Source organism: Mesorhizobium sp. CCNWLY176, from assembly GCF_037153935.1.
Classification (GTDB): domain Bacteria; phylum Pseudomonadota; class Alphaproteobacteria; order Rhizobiales; family Rhizobiaceae; genus Mesorhizobium_M; species Mesorhizobium_M zhangyense.
In genome coordinates this window covers 78,872-105,737 of sequence record NZ_JBBBDZ010000012.1, presented here as the reverse complement: position 1 = coordinate 105,737, position 26,866 = coordinate 78,872, and the positions used below count along the sequence as shown (strand labels likewise).

At 62.2% G+C, this 26,866-nt stretch carries 28 protein-coding genes; 21 read left to right on the top strand and 7 right to left on the bottom strand.

Annotation, left to right across the window (positions count from 1 at the left end):
• Positions 1-50 precede the first annotated feature (50 nt).
• The 3 genes from WBQ96_RS19785 (at position 51) to fae (ending at position 2,531) form a co-directional block, all read left to right on the top strand.
• Positions 51-1,007, top strand: coding sequence for an ATP-grasp domain-containing protein (locus tag WBQ96_RS19785; RefSeq protein ID WP_336553263.1), 957 nt, complete (start codon positions 51-53; stop codon positions 1,005-1,007).
• Positions 1,008-1,011: 4 nt separating this feature from the next.
• Entirely contained in the window at positions 1,012-1,854 is an 843-nt protein-coding gene (locus tag WBQ96_RS19780) for a triphosphoribosyl-dephospho-CoA synthase (protein WP_336553265.1), read from the top strand.
• A 170-nt stretch (positions 1,855-2,024) separates the two neighbouring features.
• On the top strand, positions 2,025-2,531 hold the full coding sequence (gene fae / locus WBQ96_RS19775) for a formaldehyde-activating enzyme (protein ID WP_165116585.1): 507 nt from the start codon (positions 2,025-2,027) through the stop codon (positions 2,529-2,531).
• 184 nt (positions 2,532-2,715) lie between these two features.
• On the opposite strand, the gene WBQ96_RS19770 is transcribed toward fae, so the two are convergent.
• On the bottom strand, positions 2,716-3,414 hold the full coding sequence (locus WBQ96_RS19770; protein WP_336553268.1) for a HisA/HisF-related TIM barrel protein: 699 nt from the start codon (positions 3,412-3,414) through the stop codon (positions 2,716-2,718).
• Between the two features lie 41 nt (positions 3,415-3,455).
• On the opposite strand from WBQ96_RS19770, the gene WBQ96_RS19765 reads away from it, so the two are divergent.
• On the top strand, positions 3,456-4,496 hold the full coding sequence (locus WBQ96_RS19765; protein WP_336553270.1) for a hydantoinase/oxoprolinase family protein: 1,041 nt from the start codon (positions 3,456-3,458) through the stop codon (positions 4,494-4,496).
• Between the two features lie 63 nt (positions 4,497-4,559).
• Here the strand turns inward: WBQ96_RS19765 and WBQ96_RS19760 are convergent, their stop codons facing one another.
• From WBQ96_RS19760 to WBQ96_RS19740, 5 genes are read right to left on the bottom strand one after another with little or no spacing between them, the layout of a single operon-like run.
• A complete protein-coding gene (locus WBQ96_RS19760) occupies positions 4,560-5,180 on the bottom strand; it encodes a DUF447 domain-containing protein (protein WP_336553272.1) in 621 nt (206 codons plus the stop codon).
• Positions 5,180-6,577 carry a DUF6513 domain-containing protein gene (locus tag WBQ96_RS19755; RefSeq protein ID WP_336553274.1) on the bottom strand — a complete coding sequence of 466 codons (1,398 nt, stop codon included), beginning with the start codon at positions 6,575-6,577 and terminating at the stop codon, positions 5,180-5,182. The genes WBQ96_RS19760 and WBQ96_RS19755 overlap by 1 nt, the downstream gene beginning before the upstream one ends.
• Positions 6,570-7,121, bottom strand: coding sequence for a flavoprotein (locus WBQ96_RS19750; protein ID WP_336553276.1), 552 nt, complete (start codon positions 7,119-7,121; stop codon positions 6,570-6,572). The genes WBQ96_RS19755 and WBQ96_RS19750 overlap by 8 nt, the downstream gene beginning before the upstream one ends.
• A gap of 2 nt (positions 7,122-7,123) precedes the next feature.
• On the bottom strand, positions 7,124-7,762 hold the full coding sequence (locus WBQ96_RS19745; RefSeq protein ID WP_336553278.1) for an amino acid kinase family protein: 639 nt from the start codon (positions 7,760-7,762) through the stop codon (positions 7,124-7,126).
• Positions 7,759-8,949 carry a (5-formylfuran-3-yl)methyl phosphate synthase gene (locus WBQ96_RS19740; protein WP_336553280.1) on the bottom strand — a complete coding sequence of 397 codons (1,191 nt, stop codon included), beginning with the start codon at positions 8,947-8,949 and terminating at the stop codon, positions 7,759-7,761. Before WBQ96_RS19740 ends, WBQ96_RS19745 begins: the two co-directional genes overlap by 4 nt.
• 260 nt (positions 8,950-9,209) lie before the next feature.
• Here WBQ96_RS19740 and WBQ96_RS19735 point away from each other — a divergent pair, with 260 nt between their 5' ends.
• The 6 genes from WBQ96_RS19735 to WBQ96_RS19710 are packed head-to-tail and all read left to right on the top strand — an operon-like array spanning position 9,210 to position 14,368.
• Entirely contained in the window at positions 9,210-10,460 is a 1,251-nt protein-coding gene (locus WBQ96_RS19735) for an ABC transporter substrate-binding protein (protein ID WP_337035917.1), read from the top strand.
• A 29-nt stretch (positions 10,461-10,489) separates the two neighbouring features.
• Positions 10,490-11,464, top strand: coding sequence for a YVTN family beta-propeller repeat protein (locus WBQ96_RS19730; protein ID WP_336553283.1), 975 nt, complete (start codon positions 10,490-10,492; stop codon positions 11,462-11,464).
• A gap of 41 nt (positions 11,465-11,505) precedes the next feature.
• On the top strand, positions 11,506-12,015 hold the full coding sequence (locus WBQ96_RS19725; protein ID WP_336553285.1) for a hypothetical protein: 510 nt from the start codon (positions 11,506-11,508) through the stop codon (positions 12,013-12,015).
• 60 nt (positions 12,016-12,075) lie between these two features.
• Positions 12,076-12,861: an ATP-binding cassette domain-containing protein gene (locus tag WBQ96_RS19720; protein WP_336553287.1), complete on the top strand. Its 786-nt coding sequence runs from the start codon at positions 12,076-12,078 to the stop codon at positions 12,859-12,861.
• Positions 12,858-13,736 carry an ABC transporter permease gene (locus WBQ96_RS19715; protein WP_336553289.1) on the top strand — a complete coding sequence of 293 codons (879 nt, stop codon included), beginning with the start codon at positions 12,858-12,860 and terminating at the stop codon, positions 13,734-13,736. The genes WBQ96_RS19720 and WBQ96_RS19715 overlap by 4 nt, the downstream gene beginning before the upstream one ends.
• Complete coding sequence (locus WBQ96_RS19710) at positions 13,736-14,368, top strand: hypothetical protein (protein ID WP_336553291.1); 633 nt, start codon at positions 13,736-13,738, stop codon at positions 14,366-14,368. Before WBQ96_RS19715 ends, WBQ96_RS19710 begins: the two co-directional genes overlap by 1 nt.
• A gap of 150 nt (positions 14,369-14,518) precedes the next feature.
• Here the strand turns inward: WBQ96_RS19710 and WBQ96_RS19705 are convergent, their stop codons facing one another.
• Entirely contained in the window at positions 14,519-15,466 is a 948-nt protein-coding gene (locus WBQ96_RS19705; RefSeq protein ID WP_336553292.1) for a LysR family transcriptional regulator, read from the bottom strand.
• Positions 15,467-15,590: 124 nt separating this feature from the next.
• Here WBQ96_RS19705 and WBQ96_RS19700 point away from each other — a divergent pair, with 124 nt between their 5' ends.
• From WBQ96_RS19700 to gph, 11 genes are all read left to right on the top strand, one after another.
• Positions 15,591-16,643, top strand: coding sequence for a class 1 fructose-bisphosphatase (locus tag WBQ96_RS19700; protein WP_336553293.1), 1,053 nt, complete (start codon positions 15,591-15,593; stop codon positions 16,641-16,643).
• Positions 16,644-16,658: 15 nt separating this feature from the next.
• Positions 16,659-17,531, top strand: coding sequence for a phosphoribulokinase (locus tag WBQ96_RS19695; protein ID WP_336553295.1), 873 nt, complete (start codon positions 16,659-16,661; stop codon positions 17,529-17,531).
• A 161-nt stretch (positions 17,532-17,692) separates the two neighbouring features.
• A complete protein-coding gene (tkt, locus tag WBQ96_RS19690; RefSeq protein ID WP_336553297.1) occupies positions 17,693-19,699 on the top strand; it encodes a transketolase in 2,007 nt (668 codons plus the stop codon).
• Positions 19,700-19,712: 13 nt separating this feature from the next.
• A complete protein-coding gene (gene gap / locus WBQ96_RS19685; protein WP_336553298.1) occupies positions 19,713-20,762 on the top strand; it encodes a type I glyceraldehyde-3-phosphate dehydrogenase in 1,050 nt (349 codons plus the stop codon).
• Positions 20,763-20,765: 3 nt separating this feature from the next.
• Complete coding sequence (fba, locus tag WBQ96_RS19680) at positions 20,766-21,845, top strand: class II fructose-bisphosphate aldolase (RefSeq protein WP_336553299.1); 1,080 nt, start codon at positions 20,766-20,768, stop codon at positions 21,843-21,845.
• Between the two features lie 22 nt (positions 21,846-21,867).
• The gene (locus WBQ96_RS19675; RefSeq protein WP_336553301.1) at positions 21,868-23,361 is read left to right on the top strand and encodes a ribulose-bisphosphate carboxylase large subunit; all 1,494 of its coding nucleotides are present in this window, start codon (positions 21,868-21,870) and stop codon (positions 23,359-23,361) included.
• Positions 23,362-23,376: 15 nt separating this feature from the next.
• A complete protein-coding gene (locus tag WBQ96_RS19670) occupies positions 23,377-23,811 on the top strand; it encodes a ribulose bisphosphate carboxylase small subunit (RefSeq protein ID WP_091917632.1) in 435 nt (144 codons plus the stop codon).
• Positions 23,812-23,876: 65 nt separating this feature from the next.
• Positions 23,877-24,818, top strand: a complete 942-nt coding sequence (gene cbbX, locus WBQ96_RS19665; protein ID WP_165116620.1) for a CbbX protein — start codon at positions 23,877-23,879, stop codon at positions 24,816-24,818.
• 63 nt (positions 24,819-24,881) lie between these two features.
• Positions 24,882-25,568, top strand: a complete 687-nt coding sequence (gene rpe, locus WBQ96_RS19660; protein WP_336553304.1) for a ribulose-phosphate 3-epimerase — start codon at positions 24,882-24,884, stop codon at positions 25,566-25,568.
• A 19-nt stretch (positions 25,569-25,587) separates the two neighbouring features.
• Complete coding sequence (locus WBQ96_RS19655) at positions 25,588-26,145, top strand: thioredoxin family protein (RefSeq protein WP_336553306.1); 558 nt, start codon at positions 25,588-25,590, stop codon at positions 26,143-26,145.
• A complete protein-coding gene (gene gph, locus WBQ96_RS19650; protein ID WP_336553308.1) occupies positions 26,142-26,843 on the top strand; it encodes a phosphoglycolate phosphatase in 702 nt (233 codons plus the stop codon). Before WBQ96_RS19655 ends, gph begins: the two co-directional genes overlap by 4 nt.
• Positions 26,844-26,866 lie beyond the last annotated feature (23 nt).

The window sequence follows — 26,866 nt, the reverse complement described above, 5'->3', positions numbered from 1 at the left end:
GAAGATCACGCGTCGAAACAATCACTTGGCGCCGGCAAGGGAATCATCGCGTGAAGGCCAGAATACTCGTCGTCAACGACAATGCCGGGCCGCAATCGAAACGGCTCCTCTCTGCCTTGCGTGAAAAAGGCTTTGAAGCGATTACTGCCTCGCTGTCGTCGATCGCATTCGACACGACGAGCCCCTGCGGCCTCACCATTCCCGGCTTCGACGCAGGCGAATTGCCTGACGCCGTCATCGTCCGCTCGATCTCGGCCGGGTCCTTCGAGGCTATCACGCGCCGCCTTGGCGTGTTGCACGCGCTCGGCAAGCTTGGCGTTCCCGTCTGGAATTCAGCGCAGGCGATAGAGCGCTGCGTCGACAAATCGATGACGACCTTCTTGCTGAAGAACGCCGGCGTTCCAACCCCAACAACCTTCGCCATTGAGGGACTGGCAGCCACGGAAGCCATCGCGGCACGCGAGCTTGCCACAACCCCGCTGGTGCTCAAGCCGCTGTTCGGAGCACAGGGCCGGGGCATCAGGCTGATACGCGAACTGTCGGACCTTCCCGCGGAGGAAGAGATCAGCAGCGTCTATTATCTCCAGCACTATGTGGAACGCCAAGGTCCGCCGTTTCGCGACTACCGCGTCTTCGTCTGCGCCGGCAAGGTGCTGGCAATGATGGCGCGGCGCGGCGATGACTGGATCACCAACGTCAATCGCGGTGCAGCACCCGAAGCGATTTCGGGCAAGATCGAGAATGAACTCGCGGAACACGCACTTGCCGCCGCTGCCGCCGTCGGCGCGGACTTCGCCGGCGTCGATATTGTGCCAGCCGACGATGGCAGCCTCTACGTCCTTGAGGTCAACAGCATGCCGGCCTGGTCGGGATTGCAGTCGGTAGTGGCCGTCAACATCGCGGAGGCAATCGCGGATGCTCTGCTCGCCTTTCTCGACACGCGTGGGCAACTGCGCCCGCCGCTCCGGCTGGTAGAGCCATTCCCGATGGCCGTCGCGAAGTCGTAAGCCGATGCTTACCCGCAGCGACATTCGTACAGCCTATGAAGATGCCTGCCGGCAGGAAATCGAAGCTTTCAAGTCCGGCAACGTCCACGTCTTCGCCGAGGGTCATGACATGACCGTCGCGCAGTTCCTGACCAGCGCGAACGTCTCGTCCGAGCCGCTCACCGACCCGAAGCTGCCGCTCGGAACGCGCATCCTCGAGGCGGTACGGGCCACGCGCGACGCCGTCGCCACCAACACCAATCTCGGCATCATCCTGCTATGCGCGCCTCTCATGCTTGCAGCCGAAACGAACAGCGGCGACCTGCGCGGAAATCTCGACGAAGCCCTGCGGGGCATGGATCTTGAAGACACCGCCGCGGTATTCGCTGCGATCGTACTCGCCTCCCCCGGCGGTCTCGGATCGTCGTCGCAGCACGATGTCCGCGAAAAGCCCACCGCGCATCTGCTCGATGCCATGCGCGAGGCCTCGCCGCGCGACAGCATCGCCCGGCAATATGTCACCGGCTACAAGGATATCTTCGAACTTGGCTTACCGGCACTGGACGCCGCAACGGCTCGCGGTGAAAGCGGCATGTGGCCGACAGTGTTCGCTTACATGAAGTTTCTAAGCAGCTTTTCGGATAGCCACGTGCTGCGAAAACACGGCCCGGCAATCACTGAGGAAGTGCGCCTGGAAGCCACGATCGTGCGCGCGGCCGTCGCCCGCAATGGCGACAGGGAGGACCGCATTCGCATCCTCGCAGCCTTCGACGGACGCCTCAAGCAGCGTGGCATCAACCCCGGCACGTCGGCCGATCTGACGGTAGCTTGTCTTTTAGTCCACAATCTCCGGCTTCGCCTTGCATAATCGAAACGTTGATGGTTGAATTTCCTTCGCGGAAGCAACGCTTTCGCGGCTATCTAGCCAACCGGTCCGGATTTCCCCGGGCGCTGCCAACAAGGATAGCTGTCCATCGAGCGCCCGCTCGGTCGCGGCATCTGTGGACACCATAATTGTGTCTTGGAGGAGAAATTGGCATGGCAAAAATTTCTAAAGTTATGGTCGGTGAATCGCTTGTCGGAGACGGCAACGAAGTTGCCCACATCGATCTTCTGATCGGCCCGAGAGGGAGTGCGGTCGAGACCGCGTTCTGCAACGCACTCACCAACAACAAGGACGGCTTCACCTCGCTTCTGGCGGTGATCGCGCCCAATCTTCAGTGCAAACCCAACACCGTGATGTTCAACAAGGTCACGATCAAGGGCGCCAAGCAGGCGGTGCAGATGTTCGGCCCGGCACAGTTCGCCGTCGCCAAGGCAGTGCAGGACAGCGTTGCCGAGGGGATCATTCCCGCCGCCGAAGCCGATGACATTTTCATCTGCGTCGGCGTGTTCATCCATTGGGAAGCCAATGATGACGCCAAGATCCAGGAATACAACTACAAGGCAACCAAGGAAGCCATTCAGCGCGCTATCGCAGGCACGCCGACAGCCGCCGAAGCCACTGCCCAGCGGGACAAGGTCAAGCATCCGTTCGGCGCTTAGACAAGAGACAGCCCCGCACAGGTAAAACCCTCTGCAGAGCCGGATGGTCTGTTGCGCCGGCTGAAAAAGCTCTTGGGATTTTGATCTCCCATCCGAAGGATTGTTTCGATCCTTCGGATGACTGCTTGTGCGACCAGCCTGCAAGCCTGCGGGACGGTTTTATTCGGGCTGCGATCAGGACAGTCTAATCAGATAGAGCGGCGATCTGTGCCGGCGTAAGCGTGCCGTCATGAAGCGACGTTGCCACCAAAGCGGCAGCGATGCCGAGTGAGGACAATTCACGCAAATCCGCCTCATTGCGCACGCCGCCGGCGGCGATCACCATGCAGTTTCCAGCCTTCGCCTTGATCTCCCTCAGTCTCGAGAAATCCGGGCCCGAAGCGGCGCCGACCTTGGCCAATGTCATGACGATCACCCTTTGCGGCCAGATGCCCGGATTTTCGAGCAAGGCTTTTGGCCCGCGAAAACCGTCGGCAAAAAAATCGAGCGACAATATGAGATCGGGATGGCTCATAAAGCGTCTGAGCAACACGTCATCGGCCTGCGACTCCGATCCCAGCACGGGAGAAAGCGACGGCATGCCGAGAGCGCTGGCGAACGCCCTCTCATCGGCGAGCCCGGCGTCCAACCACAGCTCGGGCGGTGGCGATATTCCTCTCAGCCGCGACAGCGCATCCTCATTCGGTGCACGACCCTCGATGGCGTCAAGATCGGCGATGTAGAAGGTCGAAAACGGATGCAAACCCCGCAAACCCTCGGCCACAGCCACCACATCGGCACTGGTGCTGAGCGGTGTGACGATCGGCCTGTAGCGATCCCGCCTGCCCTGTTCGGCGCGGACGACCTGCCCGCCTTTCAGGTCGAGAACGGGGATGATACGCATGCGGCAAATTCCAGTTGAATCAATCCATGAAAGCCTGAAGCGTGACAAAAGAAAAGAACATCACTGTCGGCTGCGACATCGGCGGCGCGCATCTGAAAGTCGCGCGGGCGCAAGACGGCCGCATTGTCGAGGCGCTGACGCTGGCGACACCGATCTGGCTCGGCCTCGATCGCCTCACCACGGCAATCCGCGAGGCGTTGCCGCTCTTTTCGGGAAGCAGCCTCAACGCCTTCACCATGACCGGCGAACTCTCCGACATCTTCCCGTCGCGCGAGGCCGGCATCGCAACGCTGCTCCAGATGATCTCCGAACATTTCCCCGGCGAAGCACATATCTACGCCGGCCGCTCCGGCTTCGTTAGCCCTGACCGCGCAGTAGCCCTTGCCCTGGACGTCGCTTCGGCCAACTGGCATGCGAGCGCTGCCCTCGTAGCAAAGCTCACCGGCGATGCACTGTTCGTCGACATGGGCTCGACCACCACCGACATCATCGTCACCCAAGACGGGAGCATCGCCAATGACGGCTATACCGACGCAGAGAGAATGCTCGCCGGCGAACTGGTCTACACAGGCTTCACCCGCAGCGCCCTGATCGGCGTGGCTTCCAGCGCCCCGGTTCGCGGCCGGATGACGCCGCTGATGAACGAATATTTCGCATCCATCGCCGATGCGCATCGCATTCTTGGCGTACTCGACGAAGCCGACGACAAGCAGCCCGCCGCCGATGGCCAGGCAAAAACGGTGGACGGTTCGATCGCCCGCATCGCCCGCATGGTCGGGCGCGATACGTCCGATTTGAGCGCACCCGAATGGCGCGAACTCGCCGGCTGGTTCAGCGAACAGCAACTTCGCACGGTTCACGATGCGGCATTCCGAGTGGCGGGAAAGCTTGCTGCCAAGCCGGACGCGCCATTGGTCGGTGCCGGCATCGGGCGGTGGCAATTGAAGCGGCTGGCGGATCGGCTCGGACGCCCCTTCATTGACTTTGCCGACCTCATTCCCGCAACAGATGAAAGCCGCAGCGAGGCCAGCAGTGCCGCACCTGCCGCCGCACTGGCGCTTCTGGCGCCGGATTTGCGCTAAGACATATACTCGATAAAAAATCAGCCAAACCAGAGATTTGGCACCAGTGGCGGATTTAAAATATCACCGCTCCACCGGGAGAACCCCTTCCGGTCGCGCTTGCACATCGTCGCCCTTAGCATCCGCACGCGTGAAGTGATCGCCAACGCGCTCCATCAGCCAGCCCCAGGCTTCCTTTTCCTCGGGGCCGGCAGTCTTGTCGATGGAAATCGTTAGATAGGCGATCTCGGCCTCTATCTTGTCGCGCGAAAGCATGCCGAGCCGGCTGACAAGGATCGCCAGTTCCAGCACCGCCGCCTTGGCCCGGTTGAAACCGGTGAACGCCGCGTGGGTTTGTTCCGAGACGACACGGCAGAAATGGCGCGGGCGCAGACCGTCGTCATCGACATGAACGACTTCCAGCACCGAATGCGCCAGCGCGGCTTTGAGGCGCGGAACGGCAAAGCCTTTCACGGCAACGGTGGGCCAGTCCTTGCGGCCAGTCAGGCAACCGGCGAAGATGCGGGCATCGTCTGTATAGTTGGCGATGGCAAAGGGGACCTGCGCCAGATTGTCGAGCGTGGTCGAAGGCCGAAACGGCGCGATGAACCAGCCGTCTTTCTCTGCGATGATACCGATAGGGGCAATGTGGACATTGCCGCTTTTGTCGGCCGTGGTGATGATCGTCTCGCGAATGTAAGGCATCACGAACCCTCTTTCTTCGCCCGCAGCGTGTGGCCCGCCTCGGCAAGGCGGGTGCGATCGGTTTCCGGCGCGGGAGCTGCCACGCCCCAGGCCAGCGGTTCGTCCTGCGCATAGCGCTTGCCAAGGCGCCAGGCGATTTCAGCCTTCATCAGTTCGGCGCCGAGATAAAACGCATGAGCGCCGTCCTTCTCAACGCCCAGACCGGAAAACAGTTCAAAAGCATCGGTGGCGACCACATGGCCCTTGTTGTTGAAGATATGGATGCCGTCCTGCGCCGTCACGATGCGGAAATTGGCGTCGCGCACCGAACCGGCAAGGGCCTCTATGTCCTCGATGGTCGCCGCATAGGGTTTGCGGTCGTGCACCTGCAGCAGGCCGGCATGATAGCTTCGCGGCAGCGCGCCATCGTTGCGCGCGGCAAACAGAATGCGGCGGGCGACGTCGTGTTCCTCCACTGTCCGCACCGTATGCGGGCTGACATGGACCGTCAGCACATTGCGCACCGAAAGCTCCGAACACAGCCCCGCCAGCAGCGCTGTCACACCCGAACTGTCGGCGTCGGTCAATTCGGTGAGATTGCCGGTGCCCATCAGCAATTCGATCTCGGGCCACCGCCGGCGCGCTTCGATAAAGCGACCGATTGACTGTGCGAAACCGAAATGGATCGGATCGAGGACCGGATCGGCGATAAAAGCGATTCCGGCTTTCTGCGCAGCCTCGATGGCGCGACCTAGCGAATCCAGATCGCCGGGCACCGAGGGGATCAGCACCGGCGTAACGGGAAAGTCGAGCGCCAGCTGCAGCGTGTGTTCGGTGAGGCTCAGCAAGTAATCCACCCCTGCCTGCGCACCGATTTTCAGCTCATCAAGGCTGGCCGAATCGACACTGACCGAGAATCCCTCCGCCTTCAGCGACCGCACCGTCTCCCCCAGCAAGGGAAACGGCGTTTCTGGCAGGCAGCCGATGTCTATGACATCCGCACCCGCCGTCCGAAGGACATTTGCGCGAGCCAGCAAACCCGCAACCGACAGCATCGGCGCATCTACGATCTCGGCAAAAATGCGCATGTCATGACGCGACAGGTCGGGCGGTTCGCCGGCGCGGCCTAGAAAGGCCGGCAGATCGGCAATCTCGTCTGGTCCACGCACGAACGGCACGTTGAAATGCGCCGACAGCCGCTCGAGCTCACCGCGATAGCGCCCCGGCAGGATGACGCGCTCAGAGCCTTCCGGCAGCGTCAGCCGCCGCTTGATGATCTCCTCGGTCATCAGGGCAGCGACCTTGACCCCGATATCGACGATCTCCCATTCGAATTCCGTCCGGCCCAGACCGGAAAGCAGCTTTTCCAGCCGCGACCGGGCGAGATGACCGGTGAGGAAAACGAGCCGCTCAGCCATGGCGTTCGAGTTCGGCGCGCCGCGCTGCCACCGCCGCTTGAAGATCGGCCAGCGACTCCACCACCTTGGTGCGCTCGAAGCTTTTCAGCCGCTCGGTATGTTCGAGGTCGACCGGCCGCGGATAGACCTTGACCATGCCATCCGGCGCCATCGTCTCAAGCTCGGGCGCGGTATCGCAGGCAAAGACGATCGCCGGCACACGGCACTTTCCGGCCTGCGCAAAGACGTTGGTGGCGATGGTGTCGGAAATGCCGAGCACGCATTTGGCAACGGTGTTGGAGGTGGCCGGCGCGATCACCACGGTGTGGTAGACGCCGTGATAGAAGCCGCCGACCGGCACGGAGCTCGACGTCTTGTCGTGCAGAACGCGCATCGTGTCGGGGAAATCGAGCTGGAGCTTGTACATGCGCAGCACTTCGTTGGCCGCCTTGGTGACGAAGATATCGCAATGCTCCAGCTCATGGATCAGGGCAAAGCTCTCGGTGAAGAAATGGCCGGAACCGGTCAGCACCCAGGCCCAGCGCGGCGTATGCAGCTTGGCCATTTTTACGCGGCTCCCCTGGCCAAGGATCTCTCTGCGCCAATCCTCACACCGGGCACTTCGCCCGCAGCGAACCGCTCTCGGGCGTTTGCCAGCGCCGCAGGCCCGGCCAGGAAAAAATCCACTCCTGGTTTCAGCATAGCCGGCAGCAGGGGATCGACGATGCCGACAGCAACCAGATTCAAAATCTGAGAGTTCTCGTCGAAAGCATTGGTTTGCTTGATCAACAGCAGCGCCTCGGCTCCGATTTTGCCGGCAAGCCATGCCGCGAGTGAATCCGAGGTCAGGTCCCATGATTGCGGCATCTCGGTGGCTGAAAGGCACATCTGCGACGGCAGCCAGACCGGAATTTCCCTCCGTTGCAGCGCCTCCTCTATGTCCCGAAAGGAACGCGCCGGCACCAGCCGGTCGTGCATCTCGACGATCGCCAGTCCCATCTGGTCCATGGCAAGGATCGCCATGAAATGCGCCGCCCTATCAGAAAACCGCATCTGCTTCTGCGCATCGCGAACCTGATCCGCAAACGGTCCGCCACCCGGCACAATGACCAGCGGCATCTCCGCTGCTGCCAGGGCAAAAACCCATTCCCGCATTTCGGCATGAAAGGCCGTGCTGCCGCCAAGCTTGACGACAGTGCGTTTCATGAAGACGCGCCCTTCTTGCCCCGGCCGATCAAGCCGCCGCCATGGGACGGCGCGGTCGGGTGCAATGACGATGTCTGTTCCTTGGCGCGCTTGCGCTCGATCTCGACGCCGACGCCGCCGGGCCCGAGCTCCAGCTTCTCCACCCGCACAACGACGCGCATCACGCGTGGATCTTCCAGCACCAGTGCCGCGACCTGCTCGGCCAGCGCCTCGCTCAGTTGCACATGGCCGCGCGCTACGATGGTTCGTATGCCGTCCATGATGATGTCGTAGGAAAAGACGTGGCGCATGTCTTCCGGCGCGTTGGTCACGCGCAGCACATCGGCGGTCACGTTGAAGCACACCTTCTGCGTATGCCCGTGCTCGAAGCTGTAAGCGCCGATCTGCACCGGCACGACGAAATCGCGCACGAATATCTTGTCGGTTCCAAGTGTCGGATCAGCCGCCCCTGGCGAGTAGCCGCGCGCTGCCAGCAGACGATAGTCGACGCTCGACGCGCTGCCGGCCGGCCGTTCCTCGGGAATGAGTTCGCGTATCTGCCTCACGGCCTCGATATCGATGGACGCAGTACGCTGCGACTGATCGCAGAGCGCGCCGCGAAAGCCGAGGAAATCCGGTCCGGAAGGCAGCAGACGGGGGATGTCCGGCGTTTCCAGCGATCCGGCCAGCCCGACGATGAGGCCCGCTTCCCTGCAGCGATTGACGAAGCCCGGAATACGTTCCGGCGGCATGTGGTCCAGCAATCGTCCGCCCGTCTTGTCGGCTGTGTCGACCATCGCACCATGAAAGCCATGCTTGGCTAGCACCGTTAAAAGGTCGAGGTCTGGCTTCAGATCGGCAAACAAAACCGCGATCAGTTTCGTCCTCTGGGCCAGCGCTGCCAGCGCCTCTGCACAAGCCTCCGCGTCGTCGGACGGGAAGAAGCCGATCTTGACGTAATCGACACCAGCGGCTGCAATTTCCTCGGCCCTGGCGCGGATCGTTTCCGGCACCATCGGCAGATCGCCGCACACCGCGCTGACGGGCCGGCGTCCCGCGACAGCCGCAACGGTCTGGCGAACGATTTCGGTGGTGACTGCCCCGAGCGCGCCGGCCTTTGGATCCTTCAGGTCGATGATATCGGCACCGCCCGTCATGGCGATCTCCGCTTCCTCGACCCCGTTTACGCTCGCCAGCATTTTTGTCATTTGGTCAGGTCCTCAAGGCACGAAACCGGCATGTCACGATAGCGATAATCCATGCAGGGCACGAGCCGCAAATCGCCGCTTCTTGTTCTATTGGCCACCTTGCCAAAACCGGAGATTGGGCAAACATCGAAAGCTGCCCGAAAAAGTAGACTTACGGGGTTTGATAAATTTTTCTCGTGGGTTAAGCTCATCGCGGCACCGTATTTCTGCATCTCCCGGTTTAGATCGGGCGACGGCTTATGCAAGAAGAACGAGTATCTATGAAGAGTATGGTGCCTAACACTCTCGCAGTCTTCATCGCCCTTTTTTTGGCAAGCGTCAACGCTGGCCCAGCCACCTCTCAGGAGGTCGCACCTGCACCGAAGGCTCAGGCTGCAAAGCCCGAAAAGCAGCTTATCGAGATCAAGATCGGCTATCTGCGCGCCTATGAGCCGCAGCTTGCGCTTTCGGTTCTCGACATTGCGCCACGCGACGAAGGTGTCGCCGGCGCAAATGTGGCGCTCAATGACAACAACACGACCGGCTCCTTTCTCGGCCAGAAATTCGTCCTCGACGTCACCGAGGTGAAGCCGGATGCCGATGTCGTTGCCGTCTTCAACGAGATGGTCGCCAAGGGCGATCGCTATCTGCTTGCCGATATTTCGGCCCAGCAATTGCTGTCGATCGCCGATATTGCGCGCGATCACGGTGTTTTGATCTTCAATGTCGGGTCGACCGACGACGTCCTGCGCGAAGAGGAATGCCGCGTCAACGTCTTCCACACCGCGCCGACGCGAACCATGCTGGCCGACGGGCTGGCGCAATATCTGATCTGGAAGCAATGGCCCAAATGGGCGCTGATCTATGGCTCGCACGAGAAGGACAAGCTCTTTGCCGAGGCGCTTCGCCGCGCTGCAACGCGTTTCGGCGGCCAGATCGTCGCGGAAAAGGAATTCAAGGATACCGGCACGGCGCGCCGGACGGATTCCGGCGTCGTGCAGATCCAGCGGCAGATGCCGGTCTTCACCCAGGATCTGCCCGACCATGATGTGCTGCTGGTCGCCGACGAGAGTGAGGTGTTCGGCACCTATGTTCCCTTCCGCACCTGGATTCCGCGTCCCGTCGCGGGCACGGCGGGCCTGATCCCGTCAGGCTGGCATCCGGCCAGCGAGCAATGGGGCGGCTCGCAGATCCAGAACCGCTTTGCCAAATACGCCGGCCGGCGCATGCTGTCCAAGGATATGGCGGCATGGACGGCAGCGCGTATTCTCGGCGATGCCGCCACGCGCACGCAAGGTGCGGACCCGGCCAAGATCGAGGCCTTCATCCGCGCCGACGATTTTTCCATCGCCGCCTTCAAGGGCCAGAAGCTGACCTTCCGCAAATGGAACTGGCAGCTGCGCCAGCCGATTTTCCTCGGTGATGGACGCTCCGTCGTCACCACCTCGCCGCAGGAGGGTTTCCTGCATCAGGTTTCCGAACTCGACACGCTCGGGGTCGACCAGCCGGAGACCAAATGCCACTTTAAATAGAATAAACTGCAAGTCGGGAGGAGTTCTGAATGGGAAGACGATTGGCATTGCTGGCCGCGACGCTGGCCGCAGGTTGCGCGGCCTCGCCGGCCTGGGCCTATATGGTCTATGTCTCCAACGAGAAGGACAACACCATGAGCGTCGTCGATTCGACGACGATGGAGGTGGTCAAGACGGTCAATGTCGGCCAGCGCCCGCGCGGCATCACCATCTCGCATGACGGCAAGTTCGTCTATCTCTGCGCCAGCGACGACGACACCATCGAGGTCATCGATACGGCAACGCTCGAGATCGTCGACACGCTGCCGTCCGGTCCCGATCCGGAACTCTTCGTTCTGTCTCCCGACGGCAAGAAGCTCTACGTCGCCAATGAGGACGACAACCTCGTCACCGTCATCGACGTCGCCACAAAGAAGGTTCTGGCCGAGGTGCCGGTCGGCGTCGAGCCCGAAGGCATGGGCGTCAGCCCCGACGGCAAGGTCATGGTCAACACGTCGGAAACGACCAACATGGCCCATTTCATCGACACCGAGAGCCACGAGATCGTCAACAACGTGCTGGTCGATTCGCGCCCGCGCTTTGCCGAGTTCAAGCCGGATGGCTCGGAGGTCTGGGTCAGCGCCGAGATCGGCGGCACGGTCTCCATCATCGACAATGCCAGCCGCGAGGTGACGCACAAGATCACCTTCGAAATCCCCGGCCTGCGCGCCGAATCGATCCAGCCGGTCGGCATCCGCATCACCGCCGACGGCAAGAAGGCCTATGTCGCACTCGGGCCGGCCAACCGGGTGGCAGTGGTCAATGCCGAGACCTATGAGGTCGAGAAATATGTGCTGGTCGGCCAGCGCGTCTGGCAGCTCGCCTTCACGCCCGACCAGAAGACGATCATCAGCACCAACGGCATTTCCAATGACATCACCTTCATAGATGTCGCAACCGACGAGCCGGTCCAGTCGGTGACGGTCGGCGCGCTGCCATGGGGGGTGGTCGTGTCGCCGAACTGAGCGGCACAGAATTTACGCAGGCAACAAAAGGAGGAGACGTAATGAGGAAATACCGCACGATCGCTTTCGCGGCACTGATGGGAGCGGCACTGTCGGCGTCGCATGGCTGGGCGCAGGACGCTGACGACGACGATGACGAGCAGCCGGCTGCTGCTGCCACCACCACCACAGAGCCGGCGAGCGGCGAAAAGGAGCAGGTGACGCGCGCCAGCAAGGATGTGCCCGAACTGATCCTCGGCACCAAGGAGGACCAGTTCACCGCCAACCAGAAAGACTTCGAGCTGATCGCCGGCCAGGGCTACCGCTGGAAGATCTCGGCTGCGGGCGGGCTGGAATACAAATTCGTGACCGATCTGTTCCGCAACGTCTGGATGAACCAGATCGTCATCAACGATCTCGAAGTCCACATGAACGGCGCCCCGGCCTGGCTCGAATATGACGCCGACGGCACCATCCAGGTCCAGTTCACCACCGTGCGCCCCGGCAACTACACATGGTCCGTGCCCGATCTCGCCGACAAGGGCCTGAAAGGCACGATTACCATCAAATAGTCCGATGGAGCGTGACAGACTTGCGGGCTATCCTGTGAGGCAGGGAAGGAGAAATCCGGCTTGCAGCATGTGAAGACCAATGGACATGGCAGCGTGGCGGCTCTCGACGTCGCCGCGCTCAGCTATTCCTATGGCTCGAAACGCGCTCTGTCCGACGTCTCTTTCTTCATCGCGCCGGCGAGCTTCACTGTCCTGCTCGGTTTGAACGGCGCCGGCAAGACGACGCTGTTCTCGCTGATCAGCCATCTCTACAACACACGCAACGGCGCGATCCGCATCTTCGGCCACGACATCGACCGCGCCTCGGGCGAGGCATTGCGGCGGCTCGGCATCGTCTTTCAGGCACGCACGCTGGACCTCGATCTCAGCGTCTACCAGAACCTGTCCTACCACGCCTCCCTTCACGGCATCGGCACGCGCGATGCCCGCCAGCGCATCGATGCGCTACTGGCATCCGTCGAATTGAGCGACCGCCTGCATGACAAGGCCCGAAGCCTTTCCGGCGGCCAGATGCGGCGCGTGGAGATTGCGCGCGCGCTGCTGCATCGCCCTTCCCTGCTGCTGCTGGACGAGGCCACCGTCGGCCTCGACATCCAGTCGCGCGCCAGCATCCTTGCCACCATAAGACGGCTCGTGGTGACCGAAGGCATCGGCGTGCTCTGGGCCACCCATCTGATCGACGAGGTCGACGATGGCGACCATGTCGTGGTCCTGCGCGAGGGCAATCTTGTCGCCAAGGGCAGCGTTACCGATGTGGTGAAATCGACCGGCAAGCAGACGATCCGCGAGGCGTTTTCTCAACTGAGCGGGCTCGATGCGCGCAAAGCAACGGGGGCTCAGACATGAGCACGGCCCTGCCGACAAACGCGACCGGCGCCGGCATCGTGCCCGTGCGCTCGAAACCCTACAGGCTGGTCAACTATCTCATCTGCCTGAAGGGCATCCTGCTGCGCGAGGGTCTGCGCTTCATCCACCAGCGCGAGCGTTTCATTTCGTCGCTGGTCCGGCCGCTGCTGTGGCTGTTCATCTTCGCCGCCGGCTTCCGGCAGGTGCTCGGCGTCTCGATCATCCCGCCCTACAAGACCTATGTCCTCTACGAGGTCTACATCACGCCCGGCCTGTGCGGCATGATCCTGCTGTTCAGCGGCATGCAGTCGTCGCTGTCGATGGTCTATGACCGCGAGATGGGCAACATGCGCACGCTGCTGATCAGCCCCTTCCCGCGCTGGTTCCTGCTGGTGTCGAAGCTGCTTGCCGGCGTCGCTGTCTCGATCGCCCAGGTCTATGCGTTTCTGGTTATCGCCTGGTTCTGGGGCGTGAAGGCGCCGCCCATCGGCTATGTCATGGTGCTGCCGGCGCTGTTCCTGTCCGGCTTGATGCTCTGCGCGCTCGGTATGCTGCTATCTTCGATGATAAGGCAGCTCGAAAACTTCGCCGGCATCATGAATTTCGTGATTTTCCCGGCCTATTTCGCCTCGCCGGCACTCTATCCGCTGTGGCGCATCCAGGAATCGAGCCCCCTGCTCTACAAGATCTGCCTCGCCAACCCCTTCACCTACGCCGTCGAACTGGTGCGCTTCGCCTTCTACGGCCAGATCGACTGGACATCGCTAGCAGTCGTGGTCGGATGCACGTTGCTGTTCCTTGGCGGGGCGATCATCGCCTACGACCCATCGCGCGGTTTCATGAACCGCAAACAGGATACGGGAGGAAATGCCTGATGAGACGAACCGGACCTGTTCGCTGCCTTGTAGCCATCCTGCTGGCTGCCGGCTTCTCCAGTTCAGCGCTTGCCGCCGCCAGCAACGATCCCGACTGGCCCTGCATCCAGCGCAAGGTGCCCGAACTCTCGCTCGGCCAGATATGGAACGGACCTGACCTGCCCGAGGCAGCGAAGGACTGGTCGAAGGACGACGATATCTCGGAGCGCGTCGAGGAACTGGCAGCCCGGCGCGTCCCCATTGCCGAGGCGCAGAAGGAGATCAAGGATTTTGCCGCGACCCTGCCGCCCGAAAAGCTGCAGCCGCAGTTGACCATGCTGGTCCAGGGGTTGTTCGACCACATGAACGCCGAGCGCTCACACGTCATTTCCGGCATCGCCCGTTACGCGCACAAGCAGCTGGAAATGGCGACGGCGTTGCGGAAAGAGTCTTCCGATGTCGATGCCCTGCGCAACAAGCCCGATGCCGACCAGAACGAAGTGACGCGGCGCACCGACCAACTGACCTGGCAGACGCGGGTGTTCGAGGAGCGCGTGCAATCCCTGACCTATGTCTGTGAGGTGCCGACAATCATCGAGCAGCGGCTGTATCAACTGGCCAAGACGGTGGCCGAGACGCTGCCCAAGAAATAGTGCCTTAGAGACCGTTTGATAATTCGCCCTGCCGAGGCATATGGCGTGGTTTTCGAGAACCGGAGCGGAGCGTACATTTAGGTACGTGAGCACCGGAAGCGCAGAAAATCGCGTCAGATGACCGGCAGGGTAGAATTTCCAAACGGTTTCTTAGCCGCGCTTCGCTTCCGGGTCTGGATAGAGCTTTCCGAACAGCGGCAAATACATCGCGCCCTTGCGCATCAGGAAATCATGAAACGTCGCCATGGCCGGCGAGATAGCGTGATCGGTCCGCATCACCGCAAACCATTGCCGCCGGATCGGCATACCGGCGACATCGAGAATGACGAGCCGCCCCGCCTCCACCTCGAAGGCTATCGTGTGCGCGGAAATGAAGGCGATGCCGAGCCCCGCCATCACCGCCTGCTTGATCGTCTCGTTGGAATCCATCTCGATGCCGAGATCGTCGAGCCGACCGGGCAGTTCGCTGAGGAAAATCTCCAGCGATATCCGCGTGCCGGATCCCTTCTCCCGGATCAGGAAGTTTTCGCGCGCGATGCGCTCCTTTGAGATATCCCGCGCCTTCGCCAGCGGGTGATCCGGCGGTGCGATGATGACCAGCGGGTGGTCGCCGAAAGCCGAGGCGCGCACCGGCACGTCCTTCGCCGGTCGGCCCATCAGCGCGATGTCGACCTCGTGGTTCTTCAGGCTGGCGATGGTCTCGGCCCGGTTGCCGATCGCAAGCCGCATTTCGATGTCGGGATAGTTCTTCATGAAAGCCGCCATCATGCGCGGCGCGAAATATTTGGCGGTCGACACCACGCCGAGCCTGAGGCTGCCGGTGCGCACGCCCTTGATCGCGTCGATCTGGTCTTCCAAGAGCCGCATGCGCTCCTCGATCGCCTGCGCCGTGTCGACGAAGGCCAGGCCTGCGGCAGTCGGACGCATACCCTCATTCGTGCGATCGAAGAGCTGGAGGCCAAGCTCCTCCTCGACCTGCCGCAACTGGATGGTGACCGCCGGCGGTGAAAGCCCCAACACCCTGGCAGCATTGATGATTTTGCCGTGGGAGACGATGGCTTCGACGGCCCGGAACTGCTTGAGGGTCAGGTTGCGCATATAGCATAGTAAGATATTTTTACTGATTAGGTAAAGTTATTAAATTTTACTTATCTCATCCGCTTTGCTCTCATTCCCCTGTGCCTGACCACTCCAACCGGAACAGGCGGCGGAGGAGACGACAATGACTGTGGCAACGCTCGATGCGGTTCTGAATTCCTATGTTGGCAAGGAGCAAGACAATCTGCGCGCGGCGGTTGCCGCGACGGTCCGCCAGCTCGCACAGGCTGCAGTCAAGATTCGCCACACCATCAACCAGGGCGTGCTCGGCAAGGCCTTCGCTGGAACGCGCGGCGGCTTCAACGCCGATGGCGACGCCCAGAAGGATCTCGACGTCTACGCCGACGACATCTTCCTCGACGCCATGCGCCACGCGCCCGTCGCCCTCTACGCTTCCGAAGAGCTGGAGCAGCCGGTTCTGCTCAACAAGGATGCGCCGATCGCCATTGCCATCGACCCGCTCGACGGCTCGTCCAACATCGACACCAACGTTTCCATCGGCACGATTTTCTCGCTCCTCCCTGCAACTGGCGCGCCGGACGGCAACCCGGCCGCCACTTTTTTGCAGCCGGGAGAAAAGCAGATCGGCGCCGGCTTCTTCATCTACGGGCCGCAGCTGGCGCTCGTGCTCTCGCTGGGCAGCGGCACGCATGTGTTTGTCCAGTCGACGCGGCTCGGCACCTTCGTCCAGGCTTATGAGAGCCGGATCGTGCCGACGCGCGCGCATGAATTCGCCATCAACGCAGCCAACTACCGCCATTGGGACGAGGCCGTCCGGCTCTATGTCGACGACTGCCTGAAGGGCAGCGAAGGCCCGCGCGAGCGCGACTTCAACATGCGCTGGATCGCCTCGCTGGTCGCCGATTGCTACCGCATCCTGATGCGCGGCGGCGTCTTCCTCTACCCGGGCGACAAGCGGCGCGGCTACGGACAAGGCCGGCTGCGCCTCGTCTATGAGGCAAACCCCATCGCCTACCTGATCGAACAGGCGGGCGGCGCTGCCACAGACACGATCGGCCGCATCCTCGAAATCGAACCGAACAGCCTGCACCAGCGCGTGCCGGTCGTGTTCGGCTCGGCCAAAGAGGTGGCGCGCATCACCCGCTACCACACGGATCCGTCGAGCATCGGCGAACGCTCGCCGCTGTTCGGCAATCGCGGCCTGTTTCGCGCCTGATCGGGAGAATTCAGCATGTCAGCCAAGCACCCGATCATTTCAATCACCGGCTCGTCAGGCGCGGGCACGACCTCGGTCAAGCGCATCTTCGAGCAGATTTTCCGGCGCGAAAACATCGACGCCGCCTTCATCGAGGGCGACGCATTCCATCGCTATGACCGCACCGCAATGAAGGAAAAGGTCGCCGAGGAGGAAAAGGGGGGAAATCCCAATTTCACGCACTTCAACGCTGAGGCCAACGAACTCGAAACCCTGCAATCGGTATTCGAGGAATATGGCCGCCGGGGTTCAGGCAAGACCCGCACCTATGTTCACGACGACGAGGAAGCCAAGCTCTACGGCCAGCCGCCCGGCACCTTCACGCCATGGCGCGAATTCGAGCCTAGCAAGCTGCTATTCTACGAAGGCCTGCATGGCTGCGCAGTGACCGACAAGGTCGATCTGGCGAAGTTCGCCGATTTGAAAATCGGCGTCGTGCCGGTCATCAATCTCGAATGGATCCAGAAGATCCACCGCGACCGCACCACGCGCGGTTATTCGGCCGAAGCGGTCATGGACGTGATCCTGCGGCGCATGCCGGACTACATTCGCTACATCACGCCGCAATTCACGCTGACCGACATCAACTTCCAGCGCGTGCCGATCGTCGACACGTCGAACCCGTTCATCGCGCGCTGGATACCGACACCGGACGAATCGATGCTGGTCATCCGCTTCGCCAAGCCGCGCGGCATCGACTTCCCTTACCTGCTGTCGATGATCCACGACAGCTTCATGTCACGGGCAAACTCGATTGTCGTGCCGGGCAACAAGCTCGACCTCGCCATGCAGCTGATCCTGACCCCGCTGATCCTGCAACTGATCGAACGCCAGAACCGGATGTCGTGAGGAGTGATGATGAGCAACCGCAGAACGCCCCCTCGCCCGATTTCATATCGGCTTCGACGCATATTCGAGATCCTCGCACGAGGGCTGACCGACCTTCTCTGCCCGGCGGCCGAGAGACCGATACCGGTGAGGATTCACTCGCGGAACCGGAGGAATTTGTCATGAGCCAGACCGCCATCAGGACCGCCCCCGAAACCGCCGTTTCCGAGCGCGACATGGCCAATGCCATCCGAGCGCTGGCGATGGATGCCGTGCAGAAGGCCAATTCCGGCCACCCCGGCATGCCGATGGGCATGGCAGATGTCGCAACGGTTCTTTTCAACCGGTTCATCGCCATCGATCCATCAAACCCCAGCTGGCCCGACCGCGACCGTTTCGTGCTGTCGGCCGGACATGGCTCGATGCTGCAATATGCGCTGCATTACCTGCTCGGCTATGACGACATGCCGATCGAGCAGTTGCAGAGCTTCCGCCAGCTCGGCAGCCGCACCGCCGGCCACCCGGAATATGGCCACGCACTCGGCATCGAGACGACCACCGGCCCGCTTGGCCAGGGCATTTCCACCGCTGTCGGCATGGCATTGGCCGAACGCATGCTTGCCGCCCGCCACGGAGACGATCTCGTCGACCACCACACCTACGTCATTGCCGGCGACGGCTGCCTGCAGGAAGGCATCAGCCACGAGGCGATCGACCTTGCCGGCCATCTCAAGCTCGACCGGCTGATCGTCTTCTGGGACGATAATTCCATCTCGATCGACGGCTCGACCTCGCTGTCCACCTCGATGAACCAGCCGGCACGGTTCGAAGCGGCCGGCTGGCATGTCCAGTCCATCGACGGTCACGACCCGGAAGCGATTGCCGAGGCGATCGAGAAGGCTCGCCAGTCGGACCGCCCGTCGCTGATCGCCTGCAAGACCTTGATCGGCAAGGGTGCGCCCAATCTCCAGGGTTCCGAAAAGACCCATGGCGCACCGCTGGGCGACGCCGAAATCGCCGCCACACGTGAGAACATCGGCTGGACCTCTGCCCCGTTCGACGTGCCGGCAGACATCCTCGATGCCTGGAGAGGAATCGCCGCGCGCGGTCAAGCGAAGCGCCGTATCTGGGAACAGCGCCTCACCGGCTCGCCACAGCGCGAGGCCTTCGAGACTGCCATAGTGGGGGACCTGCCTGACGCCGTCTTCGAGGCGCTCAACGCCTTCCGCAAGGAGCATATCGAGAAGGCAACCAAGGTCGCTACCCGCAAGGCCTCCGAAATGGCGCTGGGTGCGATCAACGGCGCAACCGACCTGACAGTCGGCGGCTCCGCCGACCTGACCCATTCGAACCTGACCATCACCAAGGGCATGAACCGCGTCGCCCCGAGCGACTATGCCGGCAGCTACATCCACTACGGCATCCGCGAGCACGGCATGGCCGCGGCCATGAACGGCATCGCCTTGCATGGCGGCTTCGTGCCCTATGGCGGCACGTTCCTCTGCTTTGCCGACTATGCACGCGGCGCGATGCGGCTTTCGGCGCTGATGGGCCAGCGCGTCATCTATGTCATGACGCATGACTCCATCGGGCTGGGCGAAGACGGCCCAACCCATCAGCCGGTCGAGCATCTGGCAATGCTGCGCGCGACGCCGAACCTGAACCTCTTCCGTCCCGCCGATATCATCGAGACGGCGGAATGCTGGGAACTGGCGTTGAAGTCCAAGGACCGCCCGAGCGTTCTCGTGCTGTCGCGCCAGAACCTGCCGATGCTGCGCCAGGCGCATACCGACGAGAACCGCTCGGCGCGCGGTGCCTATGTGCTGCGTGAAGCCGACGGCCTCCGCGCCGTCACGCTGATCGCCACCGGTTCGGAAGTCGAGATCGCGGTCGCAGCCGCTAAACGCTTGCAAGCCGAACATGGCCTCTCTGCCGCCGTCGTCTCGATGCCCTGCTGGGAACTCTTCGAGGAACAGGATGCGGATTACCGCAAGTCCGTTCTCGGCTCGGCCCCGCGCGTCGCGGTCGAAGCCGCCGCCCGCCTCGGCTGGGACCGCTGGATCGGCGACAACGGCGCCTTCGTCGGCATGACCGGCTTCGGCGCCAGCGCCCCGGCACCCGATCTTTACCGGCATTTCAACATCACGCCTGAAGCGGTCGCCGATGCGGCCCGGCGGCTCATCGTCTGAACGGGAGGGAAAATTGGCAGTTCGCGTCGCAATCAACGGATTTGGCCGGATCGGCCGCAACATCCTGCGCGCCATCATCGAGTCCGGACGGACCGATATCGTGGTGGTCGCGGTGAACGATCTCGGCCCGGTCGAGACCAACGCCCATCTGCTGCGCTACGACTCCGTGCATGGCCGCTTCCCCGGCACCGTCACGGTCAAGGGCGACACGATCGAGGTCGATGACCTGCCACCGATCAAGGTCACGGCCATCCGCAACCCGGCCGAACTGCCGCATGCCGAACTCGGCGTCGACATCGCGCTCGAATGCACCGGCATCTTCACGTCCAAGGAGAAGGCCTCTGCCCATCTCACCGCCGGCGCCAAGCGCGTGCTGGTTTCCGCACCTGCCGACGGTGCCGATCTCACGGTCGTCTACGGCGTCAACGACGACAAGATCACCAAGGATCACATCGTCATCTCCAACGCCTCCTGCACCACCAACTGCCTCGGGCCGGTCGCCAAGGTGCTGAACGACGCCATCGGCATCGAACGCGGCTTCATGACGACGATCCACTCTTACACCGGCGACCAGCCAACGCTCGATACGATGCACAAGGATCTCTACCGCGGCCGCGCCGCCGCCCTCTCCCAGATCCCGACCTCGACGGGCGCGGCCAAGGCTGTCGGCCTGGTCCTGCCGGAACTCAACGGCAAACTCGACGGCGTCTCGATCCGCGTGCCGACCCCGAACGTCTCAGTCATCGATTTCAAATTCGTGCCGAAGCGCCCGACCACCGTCGAGGAAGTCAATGCGGCGATGATCGCGGCGAGCAAGGGCCGGCTGAAGCACATCCTTTCGGTGGTCGACGAGCCATTGGTCTCCATCGACTTCAACCACAACCCGGCCTCGTCATCCTTCGCGCTCGACCAGACCAAGGTCATCGAGGGCACGCTGGTCCGCGTCATGTCCTGGTACGACAACGAATGGGGCTTTTCGAACCGCATGGCCGATACGGCGGTCGCCATCGGCCGCACGCTCGAACCCACCAAGCAAGACATCAGAACGAAAGAGGAGGCCTGATCCATGGCGCGCATTACGCTGAGGCAATTGCTCGACCACGCCGCCGAACATGGCTACGGCGTGCCGGCATTCAACATCAACAATATGGAACAGGGCCTCGCCATCATGGAGGCGGCCAAGGCCTGCGACGCGCCGGTCATCATCCAGGCGTCACGCGGCGCGCGCTCCTACGCCAATGACATAATGCTGGCCAAGATGATCGACGCACTGGCCGAGATCTACCCGCAGATACCGGTCTGCATGCATCAGGACCACGGCAACAACGAAGCCACCTGCCTCACCGCCATCCGCCACGGCTTCACCTCGGTAATGATGGACGGCTCGCTTGAGGCAGACGCCAAGACGCCTGCCAGCTATGAATACAACGTCGCCATCACCGAGCGCGTTTCGCGCATGGCTCACTGGGTCGGCGCATCAGTCGAAGGCGAACTCGGCGTGCTCGGCTCGCTCGAAAGCGGTCATGGCGAGGCCGAGGACGGCCACGGCGCGGAAGGCGTGCTGTCACACGACCAGTTGCTGACCGATCCCGACCAGGCCGTCGATTTCGTCGCCCGCACCAGGGTCGATGCGCTGGCGATAGCCTGCGGCACCTCGCACGGCGCCTACAAATTCACCCGCAAGCCCGACGGCGACATTCTTGCCATGCGGGTGATCGAAGAGATCCATCACAAGCTGCCGAACACCCATCTCGTCATGCACGGCTCCTCCTCGGTGCCGCAGGAATTGCAGGACGTCATCAACAGGTTCGGCGGCGAGATGCCCCAGACCTACGGCGTGCCGGTGGAGGAGATCGAGCGCGGCATCCGCCACGGCGTGCGCAAGGTCAACATCGACACCGATTGCCGCATGGCGATGACCGGACAGTTCCGCCGCATCGCCACCGAAAACCCGAATGAGTTCGACCCGCGCAAATTCCTGAAACCGGCGATGGACGCCATGCGCGACCTCTGCCGCGACCGGTTCGAACGCTTCGGCACCGCCGGCAATGCCTCGAAGATCAAGGTCATCGCGCTCGACGAGATGGCCAAACGCTACGCCGCGGGAAAACTCGACCCGCATATTGCGGCTGCCAAGGCAGCCTGAAGCAACCAGAAGGAGATTTGTCATGAACAAGGTGGACATAAACACGACTGGAACCCTCAAGGAAGGCAAGGAGCGCTATCGCTCCGGTGTCCTCCCCTACAAGCAGATGGGTTACTGGGAGCCGGACTACCGGCCCAAGGACACCGACCTGATAGCGATGTTCCGCATCACCCCGCAGCCCGGTGTCGACCATGAGGAAGCGGCCGCCGCGGTCGCCGGCGAAAGCTCCACCGCAACCTGGACCGTGGTGTGGACCGATCGGCTGACCGCCTGCGAACTCTACCGCGCCAAGGCCTACCGTTCCGAACCCGTGCCCAACACCGGACCCGGCACCAAGACCGAACAGCAGTATTTCGCCTACATCGCCTACGACCTCGACCTGTTCGAGCCGGGCTCGATCGCCAACCTCACGGCATCGATCATCGGCAACGTCTTCGGCTTCAAGGCGGTCAAGGCCTTGCGGCTGGAGGACATGCGCATCCCCGTCGCCTACCTGAAGACCTTCCAGGGCCCGGCGACCGGCATCGTGGTCGAGCGCGAGCGTCTCGACAAGTTCGGCCGGCCGCTGCTCGGCGCCACGACCAAGCCCAAGCTCGGCCTCTCCGGCCGCAACTATGGCCGCGTCGTCTATGAGGCGCTGAAGGGCGGGCTCGATTTCGTCAAGGACGACGAGAACATCAACTCGCAGCCCTTCATGCATTGGCGCGACCGCTTCCTCTACTGCATGGAGGCAGTGAACAAGGCGTCGGCTGCGACCGGCGAGGTCAAGGGCCACTATCTCAACGTCACCGCCGGCACCATGGAGGAGATGTATGAGCGCGCCGAATTCGCCAAGAACCTCGGCTCGGCAATCATCATGATCGACCTCGTCATCGGCTACACCGCGATCCAGTCGATGGCGAAGTGGGCGCGCAGGAACGATATGATCCTGCACCTGCACCGCGCCGGCAACTCGACTTATTCGCGCCAGAAGAACCACGGCATGAATTTCCGTGTCATCTGCAAGTGGATGCGCATGGCCGGCGTCGACCACATCCATGCCGGCACCGTCGTCGGCAAGCTCGAAGGTGACCCGCTGATGATCAAGGGCTTCTACGATACCTTGCGTGAGGAACGCACGCCGCAGAACCTCGAGACCGGGCTGTTCTTCGACCAGGAATGGGCCTCCCTCAACAAGGTGATGCCGGTGGCCTCTGGCGGCATCCATGCCGGACAGATGCACCAGCTCATCCATTACCTCGGCGAGGATGTGGTGCTGCAGTTCGGCGGCGGCACCATCGGCCATCCGGATGGCATCCAGGCCGGCGCAACGGCCAACCGCGTGGCGCTGGAAGCGATGATCCTCGCCCGTAACGAGGGCCGCGACTATCTGCGCGAAGGGCCGCAAATCCTCGAAGACGCGGCAAAATGGTGCTCGCCGCTGAAGGCTGCGCTGACGACCTGGAAGGACGTGACCTTCAATTACGAATCGACCGACACCGCCGATTTCGTACCGACCGCGACCCCGAGCTTCTAAGGAAGGACCACAGCCATGATGACCAATCCCGGAAACAAGGTCACGCAGGGACAGTTCTCGTTCCTGCCCGACCTGACCGACGCACAGATCTCGGCGCAGATCAAATACGCGCTGAAGAACCACTGGGCCGTGAGCGTCGAATATTCCGACGATCCGCATCCCCGCAATACCTATTGGGAGATGTACGGCAATCCGATGTTCGACCTGAAGGACCCCGCCGGAATCCTGATGGAAATCAACAATTGCCGAAAGGCGCTGCCCAATATGTACATCCGCGTCACCGCATTCGACTCGAGCAAGGGCTGGGAAGCGCCGCGGATGTCGTTCATCGTCAACCGGCCGCCGAACGAACCGGGCTTCCGCCTGCTGCGCCAGGAGCGCGACGGCCGCAGCCAGGGCTACTCGATCGTTCCATACGCGACCGATCGGCCGGAAGGCGAGCGTTCGTGACAGCAGCGGCAACGCTGTTCCGACTGGAGCAGCGTTGCCGGTTTTCCAGCAAACAGGAGGGCGCCATGCTGAATAGCCTGGGCCAGACGGTCGTCGGCGACGATGAAACGGTCGATCTGCAGGCGGAGTTCGAGGCATCGAGCATCGATGACGTGTTCGACAAGCTCGACCGTGACCTTGTCGGGCTGGTACCCGTCAAAACTCGTATCCGCGAAATCGCTGCCCTCCTGCTCGTTGACCGCTTGCGCCGCAAGTTCGGCATTTCCGCCGAAACGCCGACCTTGCATATGAACTTCACCGGCAATCCCGGTACCGGCAAGACCACGGTGGCGCTGCGGATGGCGGAGATTCTGCACCGGCTGGGCTATGTGCGCGAGGGACATCTGGTTTCGGTCACCCGCGACGATCTTGTCGGGCAGTATGTCGGCCACACCGCACCCAAGACGCGTGAAGTGATCAAGCGCGCCATGGGCGGCGTCTTGTTCATCGACGAGGCCTACTATCTCTACAAGCCCGAAAACGAGCGGGACTACGGCCAGGAATCGATCGAGATTCTGTTGCAGTGCATGGAAAACAACCGCGATGATCTCGTCGTCATCCTCGCCGGCTACAAGGACAAGATGGACCGCTTCTTCAATAGCAATCCGGGCATGCGCTCGCGCGTTGCCCATCATCTCGATTTCCCCGACTATAGTTCCACCGAACTCAAATCGATTGCCGAGATCATGCTGGCCGGACAGAATTACCGGCTGAGCGAAGGGGCGGCCGCGGCGCTGGAAGAATATATCCCTCTCAGAATGAAGCTGCCGCACTTCTCCAACGCCAGGTCGATCCGCAACGCGCTCGACCGGGCGCGCCTCCGGCAGGCCAACCGCTTGTTTGCCGGGCGGAGTGAAAAATTGACCAGGCTCGACCTGATCACCATAGAAGAAGCGGATATCCGCGGCAGCCGGGTTTTCGTGGAAGGAAAGCTCGACGGCGATCCGGTTGACGGCGCGGTTCCTTGAGACGTCGCAATCGGTAAGGCAATGTGACTGGCGCAAGCCGTGCAAATGAGGTGAGAACGAGACATGACCGCCAACACGATTATCGCGCCCTCAGTCCTGTCCTCCGACTTTTCGCGCCTCGGCGACGAAGTTGAGGCCGTGGTTCGTGCCGGCGCCGACTGGATCCATCTCGACGTCATGGATGGCCATTTTGTGCCCAACATCACCTTCGGCCCGCCGATCATCAAGGCCATCCGCGACCGTACCGACAAGGTCTTCGACTGCCATCTGATGATTGCACCTGCCGACCAGTATCTGGCCGCCTTTGCCGACGCCGGCTGCGATATCATCACCGTTCATGCCGAGGCCGGCCCGCATCTCGACCGCTCGCTGCAGGCGATCAGGAGCCTCGGCAAGAAGGCCGGCGTCTCGCTCAACCCGTCAACGCCCGAAAGCGTCATCGAATATGTGCTCGACCGACTCGATCTCGTGCTTCTGATGACCGTCAATCCCGGCTTCGGCGGCCAGGCCTTCATCCCGGCCGTGGTGGAGAAGGTGAAGCGCGTGAAGGCGCTGATCGGCAACCGCCCGATCGACATCGAGATCGATGGCGGCGTGACCCCGGAAACCGCACCATTGGTCACCGCAGCGGGAGCCAACGTCCTCGTCGCCGGCTCGGCTGTCTTCAAGGGCGGCACCGAAGCCGCCTACCGCGCCAACATCGCAGCCATTCGCGAGGCGGCGGATGGCGCCGCGCGCAAAGCGGCGTAAGATTGATCAGGAGAGCATCATGGCATCAACGCCGCCCGTTTGCGATTTCGGATGGCCGGCTGTCGATGCCACGCTGCGCGGCACCGACGGCAAATCCCATTCGCTGTTCGATCAGGCCGGCCCGAACGGCCTGGTCATCGCCTTCATCTGCAACCACTGCCCCTATGTGAAGGCCGTCATCCAGCGCATCGTGCGCGATGCCGCCGATCTGAAAAAGGAAGGCATCGGCTTCGTCGCCGTCAATTCCAACAACGCGGATGCCTATCCGGACGATTCCTTTGACAAGATGAAGCTCTTCGCCGCCGAGCACCGCTTCACCTTTCCTTATCTCCATGACGAAGATCAAAGCGTCGCCCGCGCCTATGGGGCGGCCTGCACGCCAGACTTCTTCGGTTTCAACAACGACCTGACGCTGCAATATCGCGGCCGGCTCGACGCCTCGCGCAAGGAAGCCGGGTCGCCCGGCCTCAGGCGCGATCTCTATGAGGCCATGAAGCAGGTCGCCCGCACCGGCGACGGCCCGGTTGAACAGATCACCTCGATAGGTTGCTCGATAAAATGGAAGGAGACCGCATGAGCGGCGAGACGGGAACTTCCCTTGCCTTTCCGAAGGCCATCATCTTCGATCTCGATGGGACGCTGGTCGATTCAGCACCCGATATAGGTGCTGCCGTCAACGAGCTTCTGGCGACACGTCACCTGCCGCCGCTTTCGCTGGCGCAAGCCAAATCGATGATAGGGCACGGCGTCAAAAAGCTCGTCGAGCGCGCCTTTTCAGCGTCGGGAATGCCGCTTTACGGCGCCGCACTCGAGCAGGCGAACCGCGACATGGCTCCGATCTATCGCCGGCATCTCACCAAGCTCACCACCTTGATGCCAGGCGCGAAGGAGGTCGTCGCGCATTTCCATGTTGCCGGCGTAGCCCTCGGCGTCGCCACCAACAAGCCGCAACTGGCGACCCGCGAGGTCCTGCTGCATTTCGGGTTTACGGACCAGCTTGGCGCGATTGTCGGTGGCGATGCCGTCAGCCACCAGAAGCCCGCACCCGACTCACTGCTCCTGGCCCTTGAGCGGCTTCGTGTCGAACCTGCCGACGCACTGATGGTCGGTGACAGTTCTGCAGACGTCGGGGCAGCCCGCGCTGCCGGCATGGCGGTCGTGCTCGTTCGCGGCGGCTATACGCAGGTTCCGGTGGAAGAACTCGGCGCTGACATGGTCTGCGACAGCCTGCTAGACTTGCCGACCGCCCTGCACGGGCTTCGAAGCGCCGCCTGACGCGCGCACATACAAGAACTACC

Coding starts and splice junctions, on each gene's coding strand:
- fae (WP_165116585.1), top strand. CDS start 2,025: ATGGCAAAAATTTCTAAAGTTATGGTCGGTGAATCGCTTGTCGGAGAC.
- WBQ96_RS19755 (WP_336553274.1), bottom strand. CDS start 6,577: ATGGCTGAGCGGCTCGTTTTCCTCACCGGTCATCTCGCCCGGTCGCGG.
- WBQ96_RS19760 (WP_336553272.1), bottom strand. CDS start 5,180: ATGCCTTACATTCGCGAGACGATCATCACCACGGCCGACAAAAGCGGC.
- WBQ96_RS19675 (WP_336553301.1), top strand. CDS start 21,868: ATGAACAAGGTGGACATAAACACGACTGGAACCCTCAAGGAAGGCAAG.
- fba (WP_336553299.1), top strand. CDS start 20,766: ATGGCGCGCATTACGCTGAGGCAATTGCTCGACCACGCCGCCGAACAT.
- WBQ96_RS19750 (WP_336553276.1), bottom strand. CDS start 7,121: ATGGCCAAGCTGCATACGCCGCGCTGGGCCTGGGTGCTGACCGGTTCC.
- cbbX (WP_165116620.1), top strand. CDS start 23,877: ATGCTGAATAGCCTGGGCCAGACGGTCGTCGGCGACGATGAAACGGTC.
- rpe (WP_336553304.1), top strand. CDS start 24,882: ATGACCGCCAACACGATTATCGCGCCCTCAGTCCTGTCCTCCGACTTT.
- WBQ96_RS19655 (WP_336553306.1), top strand. CDS start 25,588: ATGGCATCAACGCCGCCCGTTTGCGATTTCGGATGGCCGGCTGTCGAT.
- WBQ96_RS19780 (WP_336553265.1), top strand. CDS start 1,012: ATGCTTACCCGCAGCGACATTCGTACAGCCTATGAAGATGCCTGCCGG.
- WBQ96_RS19670 (WP_091917632.1), top strand. CDS start 23,377: ATGATGACCAATCCCGGAAACAAGGTCACGCAGGGACAGTTCTCGTTC.
- WBQ96_RS19740 (WP_336553280.1), bottom strand. CDS start 8,949: ATGACAAAAATGCTGGCGAGCGTAAACGGGGTCGAGGAAGCGGAGATC.
- WBQ96_RS19725 (WP_336553285.1), top strand. CDS start 11,506: ATGAGGAAATACCGCACGATCGCTTTCGCGGCACTGATGGGAGCGGCA.
- WBQ96_RS19695 (WP_336553295.1), top strand. CDS start 16,659: ATGTCAGCCAAGCACCCGATCATTTCAATCACCGGCTCGTCAGGCGCG.
- WBQ96_RS19745 (WP_336553278.1), bottom strand. CDS start 7,762: ATGAAACGCACTGTCGTCAAGCTTGGCGGCAGCACGGCCTTTCATGCC.
- WBQ96_RS19715 (WP_336553289.1), top strand. CDS start 12,858: ATGAGCACGGCCCTGCCGACAAACGCGACCGGCGCCGGCATCGTGCCC.
- gph (WP_336553308.1), top strand. CDS start 26,142: ATGAGCGGCGAGACGGGAACTTCCCTTGCCTTTCCGAAGGCCATCATC.
- WBQ96_RS19710 (WP_336553291.1), top strand. CDS start 13,736: ATGAGACGAACCGGACCTGTTCGCTGCCTTGTAGCCATCCTGCTGGCT.
- WBQ96_RS19700 (WP_336553293.1), top strand. CDS start 15,591: ATGACTGTGGCAACGCTCGATGCGGTTCTGAATTCCTATGTTGGCAAG.
- WBQ96_RS19770 (WP_336553268.1), bottom strand. CDS start 3,414: ATGCGTATCATCCCCGTTCTCGACCTGAAAGGCGGGCAGGTCGTCCGC.
- WBQ96_RS19735 (WP_337035917.1), top strand. CDS start 9,210: ATGAAGAGTATGGTGCCTAACACTCTCGCAGTCTTCATCGCCCTTTTT.
- WBQ96_RS19705 (WP_336553292.1), bottom strand. CDS start 15,466: ATGCGCAACCTGACCCTCAAGCAGTTCCGGGCCGTCGAAGCCATCGTC.
- tkt (WP_336553297.1), top strand. CDS start 17,693: ATGAGCCAGACCGCCATCAGGACCGCCCCCGAAACCGCCGTTTCCGAG.
- WBQ96_RS19730 (WP_336553283.1), top strand. CDS start 10,490: ATGGGAAGACGATTGGCATTGCTGGCCGCGACGCTGGCCGCAGGTTGC.